18 protein-coding genes are annotated in these 20,555 nt (G+C 39.0%); 1 reads left to right on the top strand and 17 read right to left on the bottom strand.

Features of this window, described 5'->3' with window-relative positions; genetic code table 11:
• Positions 1-135: 135 nt before the first annotated feature.
• From AC2CGN_RS01480 to AC2CGN_RS01410, 15 genes are all read right to left on the bottom strand, one after another.
• A complete protein-coding gene (locus AC2CGN_RS01480) occupies positions 136-1,143 on the bottom strand; it encodes a histidinol phosphate phosphatase domain-containing protein (RefSeq protein ID WP_429984568.1) in 1,008 nt (335 codons plus the stop codon).
• A complete protein-coding gene (locus AC2CGN_RS01475) occupies positions 1,143-1,925 on the bottom strand; it encodes a DeoR/GlpR family DNA-binding transcription regulator (RefSeq protein ID WP_429980675.1) in 783 nt (260 codons plus the stop codon). The genes AC2CGN_RS01480 and AC2CGN_RS01475 overlap by 1 nt, the downstream gene beginning before the upstream one ends.
• Positions 1,922-2,923, bottom strand: a complete 1,002-nt coding sequence (locus AC2CGN_RS01470) for an ABC transporter ATP-binding protein (protein ID WP_484511679.1) — start codon at positions 2,921-2,923, stop codon at positions 1,922-1,924. The genes AC2CGN_RS01475 and AC2CGN_RS01470 overlap by 4 nt, the downstream gene beginning before the upstream one ends.
• A complete protein-coding gene (locus tag AC2CGN_RS01465; RefSeq protein ID WP_484511677.1) occupies positions 2,920-3,705 on the bottom strand; it encodes an ABC transporter permease in 786 nt (261 codons plus the stop codon). The genes AC2CGN_RS01470 and AC2CGN_RS01465 overlap by 4 nt, the downstream gene beginning before the upstream one ends.
• Entirely contained in the window at positions 3,705-4,535 is an 831-nt protein-coding gene (locus AC2CGN_RS01460) for an ABC transporter permease (RefSeq protein WP_484513132.1), read from the bottom strand. Before AC2CGN_RS01460 ends, AC2CGN_RS01465 begins: the two co-directional genes overlap by 1 nt.
• Positions 4,536-4,637: 102 nt before the next feature.
• The gene (locus AC2CGN_RS01455; protein WP_429980667.1) at positions 4,638-5,474 is read right to left on the bottom strand and encodes an alkaline phosphatase family protein; all 837 of its coding nucleotides are present in this window, start codon (positions 5,472-5,474) and stop codon (positions 4,638-4,640) included.
• Positions 5,464-6,552, bottom strand: a complete 1,089-nt coding sequence (locus AC2CGN_RS01450; RefSeq protein WP_429984565.1) for an ABC transporter substrate-binding protein — start codon at positions 6,550-6,552, stop codon at positions 5,464-5,466. The genes AC2CGN_RS01455 and AC2CGN_RS01450 overlap by 11 nt, the downstream gene beginning before the upstream one ends.
• Before the next feature lie 252 nt (positions 6,553-6,804).
• A complete protein-coding gene (locus AC2CGN_RS01445; RefSeq protein ID WP_484511674.1) occupies positions 6,805-7,176 on the bottom strand; it encodes a 2-oxoglutarate ferredoxin oxidoreductase subunit beta in 372 nt (123 codons plus the stop codon).
• Between the two features lie 150 nt (positions 7,177-7,326).
• Positions 7,327-10,941, bottom strand: a complete 3,615-nt coding sequence (locus tag AC2CGN_RS01440; RefSeq protein WP_484511672.1) for an InlB B-repeat-containing protein — start codon at positions 10,939-10,941, stop codon at positions 7,327-7,329.
• Between the two features lie 280 nt (positions 10,942-11,221).
• Positions 11,222-12,955, bottom strand: coding sequence for an IS1182 family transposase (locus AC2CGN_RS01435; RefSeq protein ID WP_484511670.1), 1,734 nt, complete (start codon positions 12,953-12,955; stop codon positions 11,222-11,224).
• Positions 12,956-13,086: 131 nt separating this feature from the next.
• Entirely contained in the window at positions 13,087-14,463 is a 1,377-nt protein-coding gene (locus tag AC2CGN_RS01430; protein WP_484511668.1) for a sensor histidine kinase, read from the bottom strand.
• The gene (locus AC2CGN_RS01425) at positions 14,451-15,113 is read right to left on the bottom strand and encodes a response regulator transcription factor (protein WP_429984561.1); all 663 of its coding nucleotides are present in this window, start codon (positions 15,111-15,113) and stop codon (positions 14,451-14,453) included. Before AC2CGN_RS01425 ends, AC2CGN_RS01430 begins: the two co-directional genes overlap by 13 nt.
• 22 nt (positions 15,114-15,135) lie before the next feature.
• Complete coding sequence (locus AC2CGN_RS01420) at positions 15,136-15,891, bottom strand: lantibiotic immunity ABC transporter MutG family permease subunit (RefSeq protein WP_429984560.1); 756 nt, start codon at positions 15,889-15,891, stop codon at positions 15,136-15,138.
• A 3-nt stretch (positions 15,892-15,894) separates the two neighbouring features.
• Positions 15,895-16,623 carry a lantibiotic immunity ABC transporter MutE/EpiE family permease subunit gene (locus AC2CGN_RS01415; RefSeq protein WP_429988867.1) on the bottom strand — a complete coding sequence of 243 codons (729 nt, stop codon included), beginning with the start codon at positions 16,621-16,623 and terminating at the stop codon, positions 15,895-15,897.
• Between the two features lies 1 nt (position 16,624).
• Positions 16,625-17,332, bottom strand: a complete 708-nt coding sequence (locus tag AC2CGN_RS01410) for a lantibiotic protection ABC transporter ATP-binding protein (RefSeq protein WP_429980652.1) — start codon at positions 17,330-17,332, stop codon at positions 16,625-16,627.
• Positions 17,333-17,495: 163 nt separating this feature from the next.
• On the opposite strand from AC2CGN_RS01410, the gene AC2CGN_RS01405 reads away from it, so the two are divergent.
• Positions 17,496-17,813, top strand: coding sequence for a hypothetical protein (locus AC2CGN_RS01405; RefSeq protein WP_429980650.1), 318 nt, complete (start codon positions 17,496-17,498; stop codon positions 17,811-17,813).
• A 71-nt stretch (positions 17,814-17,884) separates the two neighbouring features.
• Here the strand turns inward: AC2CGN_RS01405 and AC2CGN_RS01400 are convergent, their stop codons facing one another.
• Positions 17,885-18,751, bottom strand: a complete 867-nt coding sequence (locus AC2CGN_RS01400; RefSeq protein ID WP_429980649.1) for a 2-oxoacid:ferredoxin oxidoreductase subunit beta — start codon at positions 18,749-18,751, stop codon at positions 17,885-17,887.
• Complete coding sequence (locus tag AC2CGN_RS01395) at positions 18,751-20,490, bottom strand: 2-oxoacid:acceptor oxidoreductase subunit alpha (RefSeq protein ID WP_429984557.1); 1,740 nt, start codon at positions 20,488-20,490, stop codon at positions 18,751-18,753. The genes AC2CGN_RS01400 and AC2CGN_RS01395 overlap by 1 nt, the downstream gene beginning before the upstream one ends.
• Positions 20,491-20,555 lie beyond the last annotated feature (65 nt).

The following is a 20,555-nucleotide window of genomic DNA, read 5'->3' as shown; positions in this document are numbered from 1 at the left end:
TCAATTGAGAGGGCTATCCTTCATTTCGTCGCTTCTATCCGTCATTTAAATGATTCCATCCACCAGTTCGCTTTTTCTATCCGTTACTTACCCCTAATAAAAAATCACCGATGATTTCATCAACGGCGACCTTCATTATAATTTTATATATTGTTGATGACGTTGATTAAACCCAACAATTGATTGAACACCATGACTTTTTAGTAAATTTGCATTGGCAAATGTATGCTTTCCTAAATCGTCCGGGAAATGAGCATCTGAGGAAACAGTAAAAGTAACCCCATGCTTAATTAATGCTTCTAAGAAACGAGGACCCGGGCACATTTCCTTCACGGGATAGCGATAATATAAGCCAGCATTTATTTCTGTCGCTGTTTGTGCCGCCACAAGTGCCCTTGCAATTCGCTCATACCAAGAATCAAGAAAAGCCACATCTTTCACTTGATAGTCAAATACTTTAAAATTGTCTAAATGCGCTACAAAATCGAACATTTTGGAATGGATCATTTTCTCAACCGTTGCAAAGAATTGCTCATAGCTTTGCTGTAATGCAGCCTCATCCATATTCTCAAATATATATTGAGTCTGTGGATTATCAAAGCCCCAGCCATCCACAAAATGAACGGAGCCAATTACATAGTCCCATGGATACCTATTCAATAATGATGCTAATTCTTCCTCACCTCCAACAAAGTAATCTGCCTCGATGCCAAGCTTTAAAGCAATCCCATGCTGACACCACTTTTCTTTTGCACGAATAATTGCTGACACAAAATCATCAATGCTCTCGGTCATTACATTATCTAGCCAGTAACGCTGCATCTTTCCAATTGTCTTGGTATTGTCTAGCTGCATATAACGCTCGAAATAGGCGCGCGTCTCCTTAAAGCGATATAAATGATCCACAATGCCTACCTCACGCAAGCCTAGCTTCTTAGCTTGCTGTAGATATAAATCCAGCCATTGCTCACTATAACATCCACTTTGCAGTCGACTTGTTAGCTGTTGCATTGTCTTTTCAATAGATCCCTTGGACCCTTTTCCATCATCCTCATCATTAAAAAATGCCATTGCTTGAGAAGTACGCTCTAGCCAACGGAATGAGTATGGCCCCTCCTCTAAATGTACATGATAATCAATCATTAGCTTTTCCCTCCATTGCATTCCGTCCATTTTTCCTCAAAGGCCAGCCACTCTAGCGGACAAGCTATATCACAAAAAATTTCTGTACACTCCTCAATATGGCAAATTTGATAAAAGGATCTACCATTTAATTTAGAGGCATCCGCTAATAAATAATTCATTTTACTATGATCAAGCATTTTTTTAGAAATCAGTGATTCATCCAAATCATAATCGTAAATAACGCCCTCACTAATGCCACCACAGGATAAAAACGCTTTATCAAAATTCATATTCCCTAACAATTCTAGGGTCATCGCTCCTGCAACTGAGGATTGTCTTGGATTTGTGGTACCTCCTAGCAGTATGACTTTCCCTGTCATTCGCCGTTCTTCAATCGCTAAATTAAACTGTATGGCTGCAGCAATGGAATTCGTAACGACTGTAATATCATTAACCGCCATGATGAAATCTGCTATATGCACTGTCGTTGTCCCTGTATCAACAGCAATTGTATCCCCATCACAAATACGCCTTGATGCCAAGCGTGCGATATTGCGCTTTGCTTCTTTTTGCATTTGCAGCTTGCGTAAAAATGCCGGTTCATTTCTAACATTCGTATACTTAATGGCGCCACCATGGACACGCGTTAATAAATGTTGTTGCTCTAGCTCATCAAAATCTCTACGTATTGTCTCTGGGGCCACCTGCAGCTCTTCTGCAATATTGGCAACTATAATTTTTCCATCTGTCTCTAATTGTTTTAAAATAAATTCGAATCGTTCAATTTTTGCATACGTCATGATAATGCAATCACATCTTCCCTTGCCACATAGCACATATATTTTTCATTTAATTTGATTCGTTGCTTACGCTCGTGAAGCTGCTCCATCGTAAAGAGGCAGTCACCCTCAAACATTGTACGAATCACATTGCCGCTCATAAATGACTGCTTTGCCACACCAGCCATGGATACATCCCCCTGTCTCCTATCTAGGTGGATGGCCTCTGGACGGATAGCGAACTTTGAGTAACCTTGGGGTAACAACTCACCTATCATTTTCTCTAAAGTTTGCCGTGTAAAAACATTGTAATGACCAATAAAGCTTGCAATAAACTCACTTTCTGGTCTTGTATAAATGGCAGTCGGTGTTCCACTTTGTGCAATCATCCCATTATTCATCACAAAAATTCTGTCAGAAACAGCCATGGCCTCTTCTTGATCGTGTGTGACTAAAATCATGGTAATGCCTAATTTTTGCTGAATATCTCTTAAATCTGCCTGCAGTTTCTTGCGAATTTGAGCATCTAATGCACTTAAAGGCTCATCCAATAGTAATACCTTTGGTCGAACAATTAACGCACGCGCTAAAGCTACACGCTGCTGTTGACCGCCTGATAATTCCTTTGGGTAAGCCTGTGCCTTTTCTGATAAATGCACAGTCTCTAGCATTTCTTGTACACGCTGTTCAATCTCAGCGGAAATTATTTTTTGCATACGCAAGCCGAAAGCAACATTGTCCTTAACTGTCATATTAGGAAACAGTGCATAGGATTGAAACACCATCCCAACTTGACGATCCTTTGGTTGAACATCGTGCATATCTTTTCCTTCAATTAGAATTTTCCCTGCAGATGCATCGGTTAAGCCTGCTAGAATTCGTAAAATGGTACTTTTCCCACAGCCGCTAGGACCTAAAAGCGTGATAAACTCGCCCTTTTCGATACTCATCTCAATATTTGTTAAAACAGTGGATTGTCCATATTTTTTATGAAGTCCTTCAATTACAATATAACTCATCCATTTGTAGCACCTTTCGATTGTTTCGTTAATTTTCCAATAGTGAACGTTAATAATCCCATTAGAATGATATAAATGAAAACAACTGCACTGGCAATATGTCCGCTTGTACTAAGCTTTTTCATTAAATAAATTTGCACGGTTTCAAACCGAGACCCGACCACTAGATTGATCAATACAAATTCTCCAAATAGGACGGAAAACGATAATAACGCACCTGCAAATAAGCCAGGATAAACAGTTGGTAATAATACTTTGGTAAATGCCTGAAATTTAGAGGCCCCCAATATTTGTGCTGCATCTAATAGCTGGCGTGCATCTACATTTCGTAGACTATTGCGTGTTCCCTGATAAATGTAGGGAAGTATGCCAATCACATAGGCACCTAACACTACCAAAATCATGGAGACACCTAATTTGCTATAAACACGGATTAATCCAACTGCTAAAATAATGCCTGGAAATGAATAGACCATGACAACCGCCACTTGTATCCACTTCTCGTATTTTGGAAAATACAAGACAATTACAAAGATAGCTGGAACGATGACGAGCAATGCAACTAAAACTGCCCCACAGGACAATAAAACAGAGCGCCCAAATGCCTGTATAAATTCAGCATCTTGAAATAATGTTGCCAGCCATTTAAAGGTTAGTCCTTCTGGCAAAATCGTCTTATTCCATTTTGTTGCAAAGGCATAAAGCATTGTGGCCACAACTGGCAACACTAAATACAGTGCGAGCAGGAGGAAAAATAAATCTGCAAAGCCTCTTTTTTTCATTACAGCTTCCTCCTAGTTTTTGAAATACTCCATTCACTTAACAACATTGCCGTCACCATCGTTACCGCAAGTAATACGGCAATAGCACTGGCTAGCTCTGGCTGTGCAAAAATATCTCCTTTAATTAGCGAACCAATTCTTATGGCCACCAAATTGTAATTACTGCTTGTCAGTGCGTAGGCTGATGCATATGCCCCCATTGCATTAGCAAAAAGCACACTAAATGTTCCTACAATCCCAGGAAGCATAACCGGAATGCCAATCTTTTGCCAAAATTGCCAGGTAGAAGCTCCAAGCAATGCGGCTGCTTCCTTCCATTGTTGTTGGATTCCATCATAGATTGGGTAAAGTAGCATTAATGCTAACGGTAGCTGAAAATAGATATAAATCAGTAGCAGACCACCCCAGCTATAAAGTGAAAAGGAGGAGAATGTGTCGATATCCCATTTGTCGAATAGCAATGTAAACAACCCACTATTACCAAGTAAAACAATAAAGGCAAACGCTAGTGGAATACCCGAAAAATTAGATGTTAAGTTTGTCAATATTAAAATCTTCTCCCTCATTGACGGAGAAAACCTCATCATTGCATAGACAGCAAACAAAGTAACGATTAATGCAATCACTGCTGAAATAACAGACAGGGTAATACTATTTTTAAAGCCTTGTAAAATATAACCATTCGTCAGGACAGATTGATATTGTGCAAGTGTAAAGCCATCACTATTTTGAAAGCTTGTGATAAGCATGTACAGCAACGGCACTAAAAAAAATAGCAATACTAGTACAACAAAGGGAGATAGCCAGGCAATCGATTGCCGCTTCGATATCAATACAATCACTTCTTTCTATAATTAATCGCGGCTGTTTCCTGTAGTAATATTCGCGCCTCTAACCTCGCCCCTGTACAAGGCGCGAATATTTCATACATACTAAACTTTTTTTAAGGACTGTACGCCCTCTAATAACAGTGAAACCATTTCATCGGAAGGTTCCATTCCTAATAAATAACAGCAAAGTGGTGCTATTTGAAGCTGAGAGACAATCTCATCCTTTATACCTGCCTTCACTCGCTTAGACATAACAAACATCGGTACATGGCGATCCTCTACTGTTGTGCCTCCATGATTCCCATCACTCGTCATGCCATGATCTGCAGTGACAATGACCTCATAGCCCTGTGCAAGACATTTTGGAATAAATAATGATAATAATGCATCAACTGCTAACACACGATTTCGATATTGTGCAGAATCTGCTGTAAATTTATGACCGTCATCATCTACATTCATTGGATGAATATAGAGAAAATCAGGCTGCTTTTGATCCATTAGCCAAGCAGCATCTGCAAATAAATGACTGTCGGGATAATGATCCTCGAAGTAGAACAAGCCGTTTTCGATAGGTAGTTGTGTATCTAATTGTAGCCTGTCCTCCATATGCATAAATGGTGCTCGATTATAAAGCTCACTAACCCAATAATAAGCTGCGGCTGCTGTAGTCAAACCATTTTCTTTCGCCAAATGAAATAGGCTGTTTTGAGTGGATAGACGTACTGTCATATTGCTTGTGACACCATGCACAATAGGTGGTGTTCCTGTTAAAATCGTCTCATATAAAGGTCTTGATAATGATGGAACCTCTGAGCAAACCTTATAGCGTGCGGCAATTTTACGTTCCACTAAATGATGCATAAATCCCATATGGGTACAGGCTGTATCAAAACGAAGTGCATCTACGACTATTAAGACAACTTTATTATTTTGCATGGATTAATACCTGCTCCTGATAGAGTTGTGGAATCTGTTTTGTTGTTTCTTCCCATTTCTTTTGATCTTTCACTGGCTGTGCGTTTTTGTACATATCCGAAGGTAGTAATAGCTGCTTCACATCGTCTGATAATTGAACCTTGTCACGAATCGGACGAGCGTATCCTTTCGCCAAATTTTCTTGCCCTGCATCAGATAAAATATATTCACGCGCTAGCATTGCAGCATGAGGATTTTTAGCGTATTTGTTTATAATCGTTGCATAGCCTGATGTGACAGAACCTTCAGAGGGAATAACTACATCAAAGCGTTGTTCATCAATTTGGTGTCGATAGCCTAGCGCATTAAAATCCCAAAGGATGGCTACATCAATTTCACCTTTTTCTAAATTCGCCACAGAAGGATCACCTTGCAAACGCCCCTGCTTTGCTAGGTCTGCAAAAAAGTCTATCCCTGGCTGAATATTCGATTCATCTCCACCAAATGCCATCGCAGCTGCTAAAATGGCGAACTGTGCTTGATTCGCAGTTAATGCATCGCCAATGCTGACATTATAATCGCCGTTTTTAAGATCCTCCCAAGAAGTAGGAGCGTTTTTGACATTGTTTTTATCTGTTAAAAATGAAATAGTTCCTGTGTAACCAACTATCCAGTGCCCTTCATCATCCTTTGCCCAGTCTGGTATTTCATCCCAATAAGACGTTTTGTATGGTAATGTTAAGCCCTTATCCTTGGCAATTGGACCAAAGGCAATTCCTACATCACCGATATCGGCAGTTGCATCCTCCTTTTCCGCTTCAAACTTTGCCAGCTCCTCAGCACTCGACATATCTGTATCCTTATGCTTTAAGCTATATTCCGTACCAAGCTCTTCCCAAGTCTCCACCCAGTTTGCCCATGTATCTGGCATACCGACTGAATTAACGTTTCCTTCTTCCTTTGCTTTTTTCGTAATTTCTTCAAGCGTTAAATCACTGTTAACTTCATTAGAACCAGAAGAACTATCAGAACAAGCTGCCAACATTGAAATTGCTAATGCACCAATAAGACCTTTCTTCCATAACTTTCGCATTGCCATAAGTTGGACCCTCCATTTGTTTTTGTTTATTTTTATTTGCTTACAACGGTAATGTTATAAAACAAACATTAAGCAAGTATGGAGGGCTTTAAAATATTCGGTAAAAATTATTGAGGAATTATAAAATATATGAATTTTTATGTTGAGAATGAGAGTATTGTAAAGATTAAAATGGATCGGGGTTGACAATTGGGGAAATTCTGGCGTATGCGCACGTTTTGATAGCATTTGAAGACGTGCACACACTCTAGATTATTCGGATAAACCAAGAAAATCTGCATATGTATGCGGCTCGTTTTCCTTTAGGATTGTTAAAAATGTAAAGGCAAGCTGGACAACTGACCACCATCTCATATTATAGGACACCTCAAAGTGAGCCGGCTCGAAAGTAAACACATCCTGAAAAATATCAAGAGGGTCAATTTGTTCATCCTTTAAAATGGATAAAAAACCCAGAAATAACGAATGATCTTTCACTTCGATTATTTTTTCATCAACAAGTGCGTCAATGTTCCAGGGATGCTCAAAGGTACACTGCGTCGCAACATAGTGCTCTAATTCTTGAACACGCTGCCTTTCTTCTCGTTCTTTTTTCTTTGCAATAAAATCAATGACGTTACTCACCCCATCGCCTCCTCTTTTTTCTTTTATTGTAGCATTTTTTATAGGAAGTTTTCCTGTACGGCAAGCGCTTATTTATGTATTTTCCCGTAATATGCTACACAATAATTTACATAACTGAATACTCGTGAATGGGATGAAAAAAGAGACGCCTTAAAATTCAGACGTCCCTTGCTGCATTGCACGATATAAAAAGGCTGCTAATTGTGCTCTTGTAACAGAAGCCTCAGGACGGAAATAGCCATTATCCCCCAAGGCAATTCCTCTTCGTTCTAGTGCTGCAATATAGCCTGCACTCCAATGTGAACTGGATACATCCTTGAATGAGCTACTACCTTCAGGTGTTAGACGCAATGTACCCACTAAAACTTTTGCTAATTGTGCTCTTGTAAGATAGGCTGCTGGCGAGAATGTATCATGTGTGCCGTCGATAATCCCTGCCCGCTGCATGGTCATAATCTCATCATAGTATAGATGATTTGGGGTCACATCAGAAAAGACTGTTGCTGGGCGAATAGCTTCGAACTTAAAGGCACGTGTAAAGAGTGCCATCACATGCTGTCGGCTAATCGGCTCATTTGGACGGAAAGTACCATCTTTATAGCCCTTAATAATGCCCTGCGTTGCTAATGCCTCAATCATTTCTCTTGCCCAATGGTTATCAATATCTTGAAAAGTTACCACAGATGGCTGGTGGGGCTCTATTGGTTCTATTAGTATTTCCGATTCTTCTACTAGCAATACTGTCCATTTCGCATACAGCGTGAGATTTTCCCTCACAAGCGTATCTTCAGCCCACAGTGTCGTTAACGTTACATCCCGATACCAGCCATCAAAGCGAAAGCCCTCTCTTGTTGGGATAGGTAAATCTTTTACTTTTGTATTGTATGCAATCTCGATTGGCGCTAGTGTTATGCCACCATTTGTATGAAACGTAATTTTTACAGGTGCCGGTGGGGAAAAATCATTGTCGTTTGATGCTGATGGAGATGTAGTGCTTCCACCAGTTGTTGGTGGGTTTACTGTCCACTGTGCATATAATGTAATATTTGTTTTACCCATTGGGAAGATTGCGTTTTCGGTGTAGGGGGTGCCTTTTCCATCTGCTTGTGTATTCCAGCCCTTGAACGTATACCCTGCCCTTACAAGCTTGCCACTATTGCTTTGGACCGTTACCATTTCGTTTTCTTCATACTCGCTATTATCTTGTGGCACTTGACCATCTGTTGCGCCGTTCGCATTATATGTGACGGTATAGGTTTGGTTTTTTGTCCACTCTGCATACAGCGTGACATTTGCTTTGCCTATTGGGAACGTTGCGTTTTCAGTGTAGGGGGTGCCTTTTCCATCTGCTTGTGTATTCCAGCCCTTGAATGTATAGCCTACCCTCATAAGCTTGCCACTATTGCTTTGTACTGTTACCATTTCGTTTTCTTCATACTCATTGTGATCCTGTGGCACTTGACCACCTGTTGCACCATTCGCATCGTATGTGATGGTATAGGCTGGTTTTTTTGTCCACTCTGCATACAGTGTGACATTCCCTTTACCCATTGGGAATGTTGTATTTTCTGCATAGAATGTGCCTTTTCCATCTGCGTGTGTGTTCCAGCCCTTGAACGTATAGCCTTCCCTCACAAGATTGCCGCTATTGCTTTGTACTGTTACCATTTCGTTTTCTTCATACTCGCTGTGATCCTGTGGCACTTGACCACCTGTTGCACCGTTCTTATCATATTGAACTTGGTAGGTTGGATTCACCATCCACTCTGCATACAATGTGACATCCGCTTTGCCCATTGGGAATGTTGTATTTTCTACATAAAGTGTGCCTTTTCCATCCGCTTGTGTATTCCAACCTTTAAACGTATAGCCTGCTCTCTCAAGATTGCCACTATTGCTTTGTACAATTACTGAATGTCCTTGATCATATGTTTCCTTATCAATTGGTACGTCCCCATTTATCGCTCCATTTTCCTGATATGTCACCGTATAAGGAAATGCCTCATATGCACCTAAATCAATTTTCACTCCTTGAATACGAGGATTTCCAGAAAGGTCGGTTAATATCGTATTATCACTATTGTTCCCTTTGTTAATAGCTGGTGAGTTTGCTCTTAGTCGATAATCAGACTGACTTGGATTGATAAATATATCTTCAGGTTGATAAGTGTCCGTTTCTACATCTGATTTTGACTTGTGGAATTTAGCTAGTACAGTCCCATTTTCCTCTACATCCAATAAGCTATTGGCAATCGTACCCGTATAGTTAGAAAGAGCTGGGTTATTATGGTTACCAACGATAATACTATTTTGAATTTTACTTTGAGAATTCCCACCAACGATTGCACCTCTCGCTCCCTGATTCCCGCTGATTGTTACATTCAATAGTGTAGGGCTACTATTAATATTGTACAAGACTCCTCCATAATTTGCTGTATTGTCACTAAACTCTACATTCGTTAGTGTCGGGCTACTATCATAATTGAATATGCCTCCACCATCAGCAGTTACCTCATTCCTATTGAAAGTTACATTCGTTATGGATGGGCTACTACTCCAGTTGTACATGCCACCTCCAGCGTTTGCTTTATTTCCACTGAATGTTACACTCGTTAAGTTTGGGTTACTAGCGTTATTACTGAACATGCCACCTCCAGCGTTTGCCTTATTTCCATTGAATGTTACTTTTGTTAAGGATGGGTTACTTTTCTGATAATTGTATATTCCCCCTCCTTCGGTGGCCTCGTTTCCATTAAACACCACATTTGTTATGGTTGGACTACTATAGTTAGTATTGTACATCCCACCACCAAAGTCTGCCTCATTTTCACTAAACACCACATTCGTTATGGTTGGACTACTAACGTTGTCATTGTACATGCCACCACCAATGCTTGCCTTATTCTCACTGAATGTTACATTCGTTATGGTTGGGCTACTCCTCCAGTTGTACATACCGCCTCCATACATATGCTCCAAGCTTCCATTGGCATCCCCTCCTGTAATCGTCACTCCATCAAGTACAGCTGAACTATCTAAATACAAGCCATTTGGGTGATAAAATACATGGTAAATATCCCCTAAACCATTTAATATTGTTGGATTTGCTTGAACATTACGCTCAGCCAATTTGGTTTCTGTTCCCTGAAAGCCTCCATAAATTGCTACTCCGTTTTTCATTTGGAAGGTTGCTGTACGTGGATCATTTGCAGAAATCTTCTTTGTGGGTGTATAGGTTCCAGTGGCAATCCAAATTTCATCCCCTGTTTGAGCTGCATTGAGTGCTGATTGTAAATCTTTGAAGGCATTACTCCAGCTGCTACCATCATTACCGCCAGTTGATGCTGCATTTACATAAATCGGATGACTTCCAGCTAATACAGTGAGCCGTGGTAAAATACGAACATGATGCTTGTTGATGGCTTGCTGTCCCTTGATTCTAAACCAAAGATAATAGTTGCCCTCCTCTGTTAGCACAAGGGGTGCCATGCTATCCAACTCCTCCCACGAATCACCTTTGTCCCTGGATAGCTCTATCTGTATACTGGCACTATCAGCTGAGGACGTTGTGACTTGAATCGTAACAGGACTTGTAGCGATGTCACCCTCCTTATAGGGCTCCCCATCCGTTGTCATGATGATGTTGAGTATCGGCTGTGCACTGCCATTTGACTCTGCTAGGACAGATACACTGCCAAATATAGTCTGTGTGAATAACAAATAGATGGCGAATAATGATACTGCCCGTTTCCATACTTTGCTCATAGCGTTCCTCCTTGAATTGGTTTAAAAATCTATACTAAATCACTGTTATATCATTGCTGTACAAGCATTCAAATGAAAACAACTTAGCTATTTAAACTTAAGCATTTAATGGAAAGGCTGTTTTATTATAATAACTTTTATAGCCCCTCACCATTGAGGAATGTTAATTGTTTTCTTTATATCTAAGAAAACGCCAATCTGTACATATGGCCTAATGAACTGTATAACACTACGCTGTCCAAAATAAAGAGAAAAAAGAATGGGGCTGTCCAGAAAGTCCCTAAATAAAAAGTGCGATGTGGAGAACGGGCCGTTTTCCACATCGCATTTTTTCCTTTTGGCTGAAAGTAGCGAGGCGGATGCCTGCTACTTTCAATAAGTTATGGGCAATTGCCACAAGCCCAAATTCTGTTTGGGTCTTGGCAAGTCCACGCAATAAAAATCGTGTGAACGACCGATTGCCCTTGATGTCTCCGAACACAGTTTCGACATCCACTTTACGCTTCGCATAAAGGGCTGCCTTTTGTTCGTCATCAAGGGCTGCTCTTGCCTTTGCTTTCATTTCTTCATAGACCGGATTCCAGTGAACTTGACGATTGCCTTTGGCTTTCGTACAAAGGGCTTTCAACGGACAATCTGTACAATCCTCGCATTCATAAATTTTGTAGTCTTGTTCGTATCCTCCCGTATTTTTTCGTTGACTATAGCGTTTAAATAGCACCTTTCGATTGTTCGGACAAATAAAGACATCCTCTTCCTCGCGATAGGGCCAGTTTTGTACCTTCGAAATATCCTGTTTATAACTTTTTGTCTGTTCCTTTACATACGTGTTATAAGGGGCTAGTAATTCAAATAGTGGTTCCTGCTCTTCGCCCATCGCAAATAAATAATTTTCTTCACTTGCATAACCTGCATCCGCTATTACCTGTGTTGGCACTTTGGGTAATGCTTCCATTAGTTGATTCATAAATGGCTGGAAACAACGGGTATCTCCTGGTCGCTGAAATAACTTGTACCCGATAATGAATTGATTTTGTGTGGCAATTTGTACATTATATCCAGCTTTTAACTGACCGTTTTTCATATGATCATCTTTCATTCGCATAAATGTGGCATCGTGATCTGTTTTCGAATAGCTATTACGTTCACCTAAAATTTCTCTTTGTGCCTCATAACGAGCTAGTCTTGGCAGATAATCCGTTTCAATCGTTTTGATGTGTTTTTGACGTTTGGATTTCTCCATTCGAAGCTGTTTTCTTTCCTCTTTGTCCGAAGCCTGTTCATATTGACTTTCTAACGATTGCACTTCCTCCGTCAGTTGTTCGACTGTCTTCGTGAGTTGTTCTTCTAAGTTGTCCTCGCGTAACTCTTCTGTTGTCACAGCACGTACATCTCTAATCAACGATTGGGTTTTTTCACGTAGCTTTTGGTCGTGATTGGCCAGTGCCTTGCCCCATACAAACGAATATTTATTGGCATTCGCTTCGATTTTTGTGCCATCGATAAACATGTACTCGAGGTCAATGAGTTCTTGCTCTACTAGTTGGAGGAGAAATTGCTCAAATAACTCCTCCATGATGGCTGGCATACGGACACCACGGAAATCATTGATGGTACGATGGTCAGGTGTTTGCATGCCTGCTAACCACATGGCAGGCAAATTTTCTTCAACCATTCGCTTCATACTTCGGCTAGAATATATTTTTTTTGTGTAGGCATATAAAATGACTTTTAGTAACAGTTTAGGATGATAAGGGGCACGACCACCACCTACATAATGGGAAAATAGCAGTTTATCTGGAATGGATTCTACCATTTCATCGACTAAACGTGCTACATGATGCTCAGGAATAAAGGATTCGATATCGGGAATCATCATACTTTGACGATTCGTATAAGGTTGGAACACAAGTGGTTTACGAGGTTTCTGAGAGATGTTCTCCTCTAAAATTCCTTCTAGAGTCATCTCCATTTGCATGTTATAATTTGTTTGAGTAATCATTGGGTTATTCATTAAAAATCGTCCTTTCTGTTAATGTGGTGTGGTAACTTCATTTTACAAAAAAGGACGATTTTTTGGTATATAAAAATAAGGCTGTACCGAAAAATCGATTAACATCGACTTTTCGGACAGCCCCATTCTTTTTAAGGTTTTATTGGAATCGTAATGGTTACCTTACCTCTACCAGACGTTGAATCATTTTCGAGTGTCAACGTTCCACCATGTTTAGTTATGATAGATTGGGCAATATAAAGCCCCATACCATGATGATTTGCTGAGTTTCTACTTGGATCTCCCCGATAAAACTGCTTTGTGGCTACCTTTAAATCTTTTGCTGAAAAACCAGCACCACTATCGACTACAGTAAAATGAACGAAATTCATCTCTCCTTGAACCAATAATATGACTTTGCTTTTAATTGGCGTATGCTCTACTGCATTGACAATTAGATTCAACATAGCTCGATAAAAAAGCTCTTTATCCATAAAGATTGAAGCCGGAAGATTGTTCTTTTCAACAATCACTTCAAGGCTTTTTTCTAAAGAAAGAGCCTTCATTTGATGTTCTAGCTGAAGAATAAATGCATCCATTTCTACATTCGCTTTTTCACTAACAACTTTTTGCTCCATTTTCGATAGATCTATTAGCTGTTTTGTAAACTTCTCAATTTCCATCGTATTTTTTAAAATATAGTCATTATATTCTCTTTGTGTCTCATCTTGGACAGTGTCCTGTAAAAGCTCTGCATTTCCTCGAATAATGGTAAGAGGTGTTTTCAAATCATGAGCAAGAGCTGATATTTGTTCTCTTCGTGCTTGCTCTAATTCCCATTGCTGCTTTAATGAGTTGTTTAATGCTCTTTTCATCTGCTCCAGTGAGATGGATATATCATCTATTTCACGAATTCCTGTTGGATTAATACTAAAATCCAAATTTTGATTTTGTATTTTTTCAATAGCTTCCTGCAAGCTAAACATTTTTTTCTTTAGCTTTCTTCCAAAATGGATTGCAAGGACAGTTGCTATAGTTATAACCCCTATAATAAACAATAGAATATCTAACAGTTGTGGATTGGGTAAATACTTCCTCATAATAGCCGAACGATACTGTGGCACTAAATCATACCGTAATATACAAATCTCATTTTCTCGCTCTATAAACGAGTAAAAATGAGTGATACTTTGAGAATGCTTTTTTTTCATTGCATCCCAAGCTTTAAAAGCTTCCTTATTTGAAAGATTTCCTGCAAGAAATTTACCTTCTTTAGAAAAGACTGCGTAATCAACAAGATCTGGGATCATATCAGCTGTAACTGAACTACTAGATGCAATACGATCCCTTGATAACGAAATTTGAGTTTCTGCATAATTTGCTGGTAATACGATATTGGTAGAAAGTGCAAACAACGTTAAACCGAGTAGTAATGCTACTAACAGAATGGTGCCTAAACTTAGAAAAAGGAGATATCGAAGAAAAAAAGTATGTAGTCGTGTTCCTTTAGTCGGCTTTATTGTCTCCATTTATATCCGATCCCCCAAACAGTATCAATCACGTCCACATCAAAGGCATGAAGCTTCGAACGAATATTTTTAATATGCTCAGTGATTGCTGTACTGTCACTTTTCCCATCAAACCCAAAAATAGTTTCATAAATCTTTTCTTTAGAAAACACCTGTCCCCGATTTCGAGCTAGAAATTCGCATATTTCATATTCGCTTTTTGTCAGCATTACCTTAACTTCATTTACAAACAGCTCTTTGCCCGATAGATTGAAGTGAACGTTATCTACAAAAAGAATACTACGTCTTTCTCTTTTTTCACGCCTCAAATGCGCATTCACTCTTGCACGCAGCTCCCCAATTCCAAACGGCTTGATCATATAATCATCTGCGCCAAGACCTAGACCATACATTAGATCCTCCTCCAACGATTTAGCTGTTAAAAAAAGGATAGGACAATCTACAGCATGACGTATTTGGCCACATAAAGTAAATCCATCAATTTCGGGCATCATCACATCCAATAAAATTAAATCGAAAGCACCAAGATTCATTTTACTTACTTCTGTCGCATCAGAGACTGCCGTTACTAAATGTTCGTCTTTTAGTAATGCATTTTTTATCAAGACTAAAATATCTTTTTCATCATCCACTGCTAATATTTTTGCCATACTTCTACCCTCATCATTTTCCCTAGCTTTCTGTTTTTCTTCCTTCCCATCTCCAGAACCATAAACAAGATAGGATTAACGCTAGCAATGTTCCGCAAACTGAAGCCATAATACCTTTCTGGAGTCCTATTTCTACCGTCGATAGATCAAGCCCGGACGCCCCCATTGCCCACAATGAAACAAAGTGACCACCCCAACCATAAGGTATAAATGACCAAATACCATCACCTAGTCCAGTGAGTAATAAGGCTACTATTAGTGACCCCACAATACCTAAACCGATTGAGGCACCTTTACCAAATTGAAGACTAACAAAAAAATGTAAAATATATAAAAATGCAAAGCTTACAAATAGAATACATCCAGCTATAAAATAAAATTGATAACCAAAAGTATCTTCATGCAAAAGCTCAATAAAGCCAACACTAAAAATACCAAAGGACAGTAATATTGCTCCAAAACTAAATAACAATAACAGTAGCAACTTGCTTAAATAGACCACTATTTTGGTTTTAGTAGCGGTTAGCATCTCCTGAAACTGCCCTGCCTTTGCTTCTTGCTCCGCAGCCATTGCACAAACTAATCCAATAATAATTGGAAACCCGCATGAAAGAGCCTGAAAATAACCGGATATTTTCCAATCAAAATTCCATGGTGAATAAGAATAGTATGCTAAAAACAACCCGGAAATAATAATCGGTACAAGGAAATGAGTTAGTAAAAATGGCGTTCTTTTTACTTTAAGAAACTCAGCTCTCAGTAATCTTAACATTACCATATACTATTTCGCCTCCCTTTTCTGAAACCAACGTGCAGTAAAGAAGCTAATTAATACAAACCATGCTAAAGCAATTAATATACCTGGAACTATAACCGACATGCTTAATAACGGGCTACCCTCAGGCACTGGCAGACCATTTGGTAAAATCTTTAATGTTGGGCATATTAGTCTTGCTGTAATGGCGTAAGGCACACTATACCAAAAATCCCCATTCGCAAATGCAATCATACCAGCAAGATTGCCGACTAAATTTATAAAAATAGCCATATAAGTTCCTAATTTTGCCGCAAGGAATAAACAAAGTGGAATTTGCCATAAAAACGTGACGAAAATTAACAAACTACCTGTAAGACTATTTATGAAAGAAAAGCTATTGCCAAAAAGTATTCCACCAGCAGTAATTCCTGTAAAGAAAATAAGTGAAATGAATAACAACCAGGCACTACATGCAAGTATTTTACCAAACCAGATCTTCTTCAGATCAATCGGCATTGCGAGAATACTATGATATTTCAATTTAGCATCTTTTTCCATCACTATTGCACAACATATCGTCAGAGCACCTGGTAAGAGCATTGTATACCACCAATTATAAGCACCCTTTTGAAAAAAGCTTCCTCCCATTAATAATGCAGTGAGTACTATCGCCACTATGGGTGCTAGCCAAACTAATTTAACAATAAATGTCTTTTTCCATTTTAATCTTTCAGCCCTCACTATGGAAATCATACTAATTGCCTGCCTTTCTACTAGCAGACACTACCTGCATAAATAATGCTTCTAATTCCTGTCCCTGTGGTGCAGCTCCCTGATAGCCTAATTTTCCTCCTGCAATAATCCCTATTTCATCAACGACCTGCTCCACTTCTGACAGGATGTGGCTTGATAATATGACTGTAATACCTAGCTCTGGAAATGATCGAATTAATTTTCTTAGCTCTTGAATGCCAATTGGATCAAGCCCATTCGTTGGTTCGTCGAGAATTAAAAGCTTTGGATAGTTTAACAGTGCAATAGCTATTCCTAAACGCTGTTTCATGCCTAAGGAAAATTGTCCGGCTCTTTTTTTCCCTGTATTGGTCAAATCGACAATCCTTAATACCTCATCAATACGTGATGCTGGTAATCCAAGCGCAATCGTTCGAACCTTCAGATTTTCTCTTGCCGTTAAATTTTCATATAGGGGAGGTGTTTCGATTAATACACCAATATCATGTAAATCATTACGATTCCATTCATGCCCATTAAAGAATATTTTACCTGTACTTGGGCGCAGCATACCAGTCATCATTTTTAATGTTGTTGATTTTCCAGCACCATTAGGACCTAGTAAACCATAGACAGTATTGCGTGGTATCGTCAGGGACAAATCCTCTACAATTTTTTGTCCCTTAAAGCTTTTACTCAGATTTTCGGTTTTTAAAATAATAGTATCCATTTAAAGTCATCATCCTTTCGATGACTATAATGTAAAAAATAATTATAAGGATTTTATAAGGATTGAAATTTTTATTGTTGTGATTCGTAATAACAGGAGAATTTGAAACTATCTTATGGATTATTCGTATAAAAGATAAAGATAAAAAAAGGAGGAGATGGTCTTGAGAAAAGGTAATTGGATAGCTATCTGTTTATCACTCTTATTTATAGGCTTGTTTGCTGCAGGTTTTTATACGTTAAATGATGTGCAAATCGAAAGCACCTTTAAAATTGATGAACAAAATATTATGGAGAAGAACGGAGATCACTATCTTCTAATTAATGAACGGGAGTTAGCTCTACCTAAGGATTTTTACGACAAAATCGAATTAGAAAAATACAACGAATACAAAATTAAGTATGTATATAATCGTATTAAAAAAAATGATGGTGAAGTCGTAATGCTCAAAAGATATGGTGAACAGCCTTGGGGGCAATAATGGGGCTCTTGCTAATTTTTAACATGCAAAAAGCGTATTTAAGATTTTCTTAAATACGCTTTGTTATTGATTTACATAAATTCTTTTACTAATTCATTAAAATCATTTTCGCTCATTTTGATATCAATATCTGTTAATGGTAGCTTTGAGTAGCCTGGTACTTTTTCTTGATATGAAGCTGTTTCAGTATCTTGATAAATAATACCTGTTACTAAGCCCTCATGCTCCATCACTGTACGCATTGCCATACCACGGTCAGAATTATCATAGCCTTCAATATCAGCAAGCTTCGTTAAGTTTTCTTTAAACCAATCGTACGTGTTCACTTTGTTATACGTAACACAAGGTGAGAATACGTTGATGAACGAGAAGCCTTTATGATTAATACCCGCTTCTATTAGCGCGGTCAATTCTTTAATATCTGTTGAGAAGCCTTGTGCCACAAAAGTTGCGCCACTTGTTAACGCTACCTCTAATGGTTTTAAGGATGGCTCAATCGCTCCACCTGGTGTAGATTTTGTAATAAAGCCTGCCGCTGAACGTGGAGATGTTTGCCCCTTTGTTAAACCGTAAATTTGGTTATCCATAACAATATAAGTAATGTCAATATTACGGCGGATTGCATGAATTGTATGCCCCATACCAATTGCAAAGCCATCGCCATCACCACCAGAAGCGATAACATGTAAATCACGGTTCGCCATTTTTAAGCCTTGTGCAATCGGTAGTGCACGGCCATGGATACCATGGAAACCATAAGAATTAATGTAGCCTGAAATACGGCCCGAACAGCCAATCCCAGAAATTACAGCTAGCTCATTTGGTTCGATGCCAACGTTTGCCGCAGCGCGTTGAATGGCCGCTTGTACAGAGAAGTCGCCACAGCCTGGGCACCAATTTGGTTTTACTGTATTACGAAAATCCTTAAATGTTGCCATTAGTGAGTCAACTCCTTCACACGATTTTCTAATTCACCTGGCAAGAATGGTGTACCATTATATTTTGTAATCGTCTCAATTTTATCGTGACCACCAACATTCATTTTCATAATATTGGCTAATTGGCCCGTATAATTATTTTCCACAACAATTACCTTTTTCGCTGTCGCTACTAAAGGTGCTATTTCTTTAGATGGGAATGGATGAATTAAACGAATATGCGCATGGTTTACCTTCATGCCCTCAGCATTTAATCGTTCTTGTACTTCCTCTATCGCTCCACGTGTTGAGTTAAAGCCCACTAGTAAAATATCTGCTTCTTCATGTGGTGCATTTATATAAACTGGCTGATCAAATGTTAATGAAGCTAGCTTACGGAATCGTTTATCCATTTGTGTTTGACGATTACCAGTTGCTTCTGATGGCTTTCCTGTTTCATCATGCTCAACACCAGTTACATGGTGAATACCGTTTAATGTACCAGGTAGCACGCGCGGTGAAATACCATCTTCTGAATTTTCATAACGTTTGAAATAAGCTTTATCTGCCGCCTCTTCAATGTCATCAGTGACCATTTTCCCGCGACGGATTTCAATTTTGTTATAATCAAATGGTTCAACAGATTGTTTACCTAGAGATAATTGTAAATCAGTCATTAGAATAACTGGCAATTGTAATTCCTCTGCAATGTTAAAGGCTTGGATTGTATCAAAAAATGCTTCCTCCATTGTTGAAGGTGCAATCACTACTTTAGGAATTTCGCCATGTGTACCGTATAACATTGCCATCAAATCTGATTGCTCTTGCTTTGTTGGTAATCCTGTTGATGGGCCGCCACGCTGTGTATCAACAACAACTAGTGGCTGCTCTGTCATACCTGAAAGACCAATTGCTTCCATCATTAATGAAAGGCCTGGTCCAGCTGAAGCTGTAAAGGAACGAACACCACCGAAGTTTGCACCAATTGCCATTGTCGCTGCAGCAATCTCATCTTCTGTTTGGATGACTGTACCACCGAATTTCGGTAATTTTTTAATCAGGTATTCCATAATTTCAGAAGCTGGTGTAATTGGATAGGCTGCCATAAAGCGTGTCCCAGCTGCAAGTGCTCCAAGTGCAATAGCATCATTACCAATCATAAACATGCGGCGTTTTCCATCAGCTGGCGCTAATTCCCATTCGCCTACACGATTACCTAACAGGTCATTCATGATTTGTCGACCACGTGCAATAGCCTCCATATTTTTCTGAACAACTTCTTCACCTTTTTTACCAAAAATATCATCAACAACATTTTGGAATACTTCGTTTTCTAAATTTAACAATGACGCAGTTGCTCCAATTGCCACCATATTTTTCATTAAAGAAGTACCTAACTCTGCTGCTATTTCTGTAAATGGTACGGCAAATAATGGTGCCTTTGAATCTTCCGGCTTCACTGGTTCAAATTTAGAATCCGCTAAAATAACGCCTTTTTCCGTTAATTCTTTATAATTAACGTCAATTGTCTCTTGGTCAAACGCTACTAAAATATCTAAATCATCCGCAATAGATCGTACCTCTGTTGGACGAACTGTAATTTTATTATTCGTATGGCCACCTTTAATTCGAGAAGAGAAGTGACGATAACCGTATAGGAAATAACCTAAACGATTCATTGCCATTGAGAAAATCTCACCTGTACTTTCAATCCCTTCACCCTGTTGCCCACCGACTTTCCATGAAAGCTGATGTAACATGTCAACAACTCCTTAAATCCAATGTGTACTACTATTTTTCCTTCATAAGTTTAACACGAAGAAAC

The sequence above is a fragment of the Lysinibacillus sp. DFXJR4 genome, from assembly GCF_057196045.1.
The sequence above is the reverse complement of the archived record's forward strand: the minus strand, read 5'-3'. Positions and strand labels throughout refer to the sequence as shown.

Excerpts from the sequence above, each read along its gene's own strand:
- AC2CGN_RS01480 (WP_429984568.1), bottom strand. The coding sequence starts at position 1,143 with ATGATTGATTATCATGTACATTTAGAGGAGGGGCCATACTCATTCCGT.
- AC2CGN_RS01430 (WP_484511668.1), bottom strand. The coding sequence starts at position 14,463 with ATGGAGACAATAAAGCCGACTAAAGGAACACGACTACATACTTTTTTT.
- AC2CGN_RS01440 (WP_484511672.1), bottom strand. The coding sequence starts at position 10,941 with ATGAGCAAAGTATGGAAACGGGCAGTATCATTATTCGCCATCTATTTG.
- AC2CGN_RS01400 (WP_429980649.1), bottom strand. The coding sequence starts at position 18,751 with ATGGCAACATTTAAGGATTTTCGTAATACAGTAAAACCAAATTGGTGC.
- AC2CGN_RS01425 (WP_429984561.1), bottom strand. The coding sequence starts at position 15,113 with ATGGCAAAAATATTAGCAGTGGATGATGAAAAAGATATTTTAGTCTTG.
- AC2CGN_RS01455 (WP_429980667.1), bottom strand. The coding sequence starts at position 5,474 with ATGCAAAATAATAAAGTTGTCTTAATAGTCGTAGATGCACTTCGTTTT.
- AC2CGN_RS01420 (WP_429984560.1), bottom strand. The coding sequence starts at position 15,891 with ATGGTAATGTTAAGATTACTGAGAGCTGAGTTTCTTAAAGTAAAAAGA.
- AC2CGN_RS01450 (WP_429984565.1), bottom strand. The coding sequence starts at position 6,552 with ATGGCAATGCGAAAGTTATGGAAGAAAGGTCTTATTGGTGCATTAGCA.
- AC2CGN_RS01415 (WP_429988867.1), bottom strand. The coding sequence starts at position 16,623 with ATGATTTCCATAGTGAGGGCTGAAAGATTAAAATGGAAAAAGACATTT.
- AC2CGN_RS01410 (WP_429980652.1), bottom strand. The coding sequence starts at position 17,332 with ATGGATACTATTATTTTAAAAACCGAAAATCTGAGTAAAAGCTTTAAG.
- AC2CGN_RS01395 (WP_429984557.1), bottom strand. The coding sequence starts at position 20,490 with ATGTTACATCAGCTTTCATGGAAAGTCGGTGGGCAACAGGGTGAAGGG.
- AC2CGN_RS01470 (WP_484511679.1), bottom strand. The coding sequence starts at position 2,923 with ATGAGTTATATTGTAATTGAAGGACTTCATAAAAAATATGGACAATCC.
- AC2CGN_RS01475 (WP_429980675.1), bottom strand. The coding sequence starts at position 1,925 with ATGACGTATGCAAAAATTGAACGATTCGAATTTATTTTAAAACAATTA.
- AC2CGN_RS01435 (WP_484511670.1), bottom strand. The coding sequence starts at position 12,955 with ATGAATAACCCAATGATTACTCAAACAAATTATAACATGCAAATGGAG.
- AC2CGN_RS01465 (WP_484511677.1), bottom strand. The coding sequence starts at position 3,705 with ATGAAAAAAAGAGGCTTTGCAGATTTATTTTTCCTCCTGCTCGCACTG.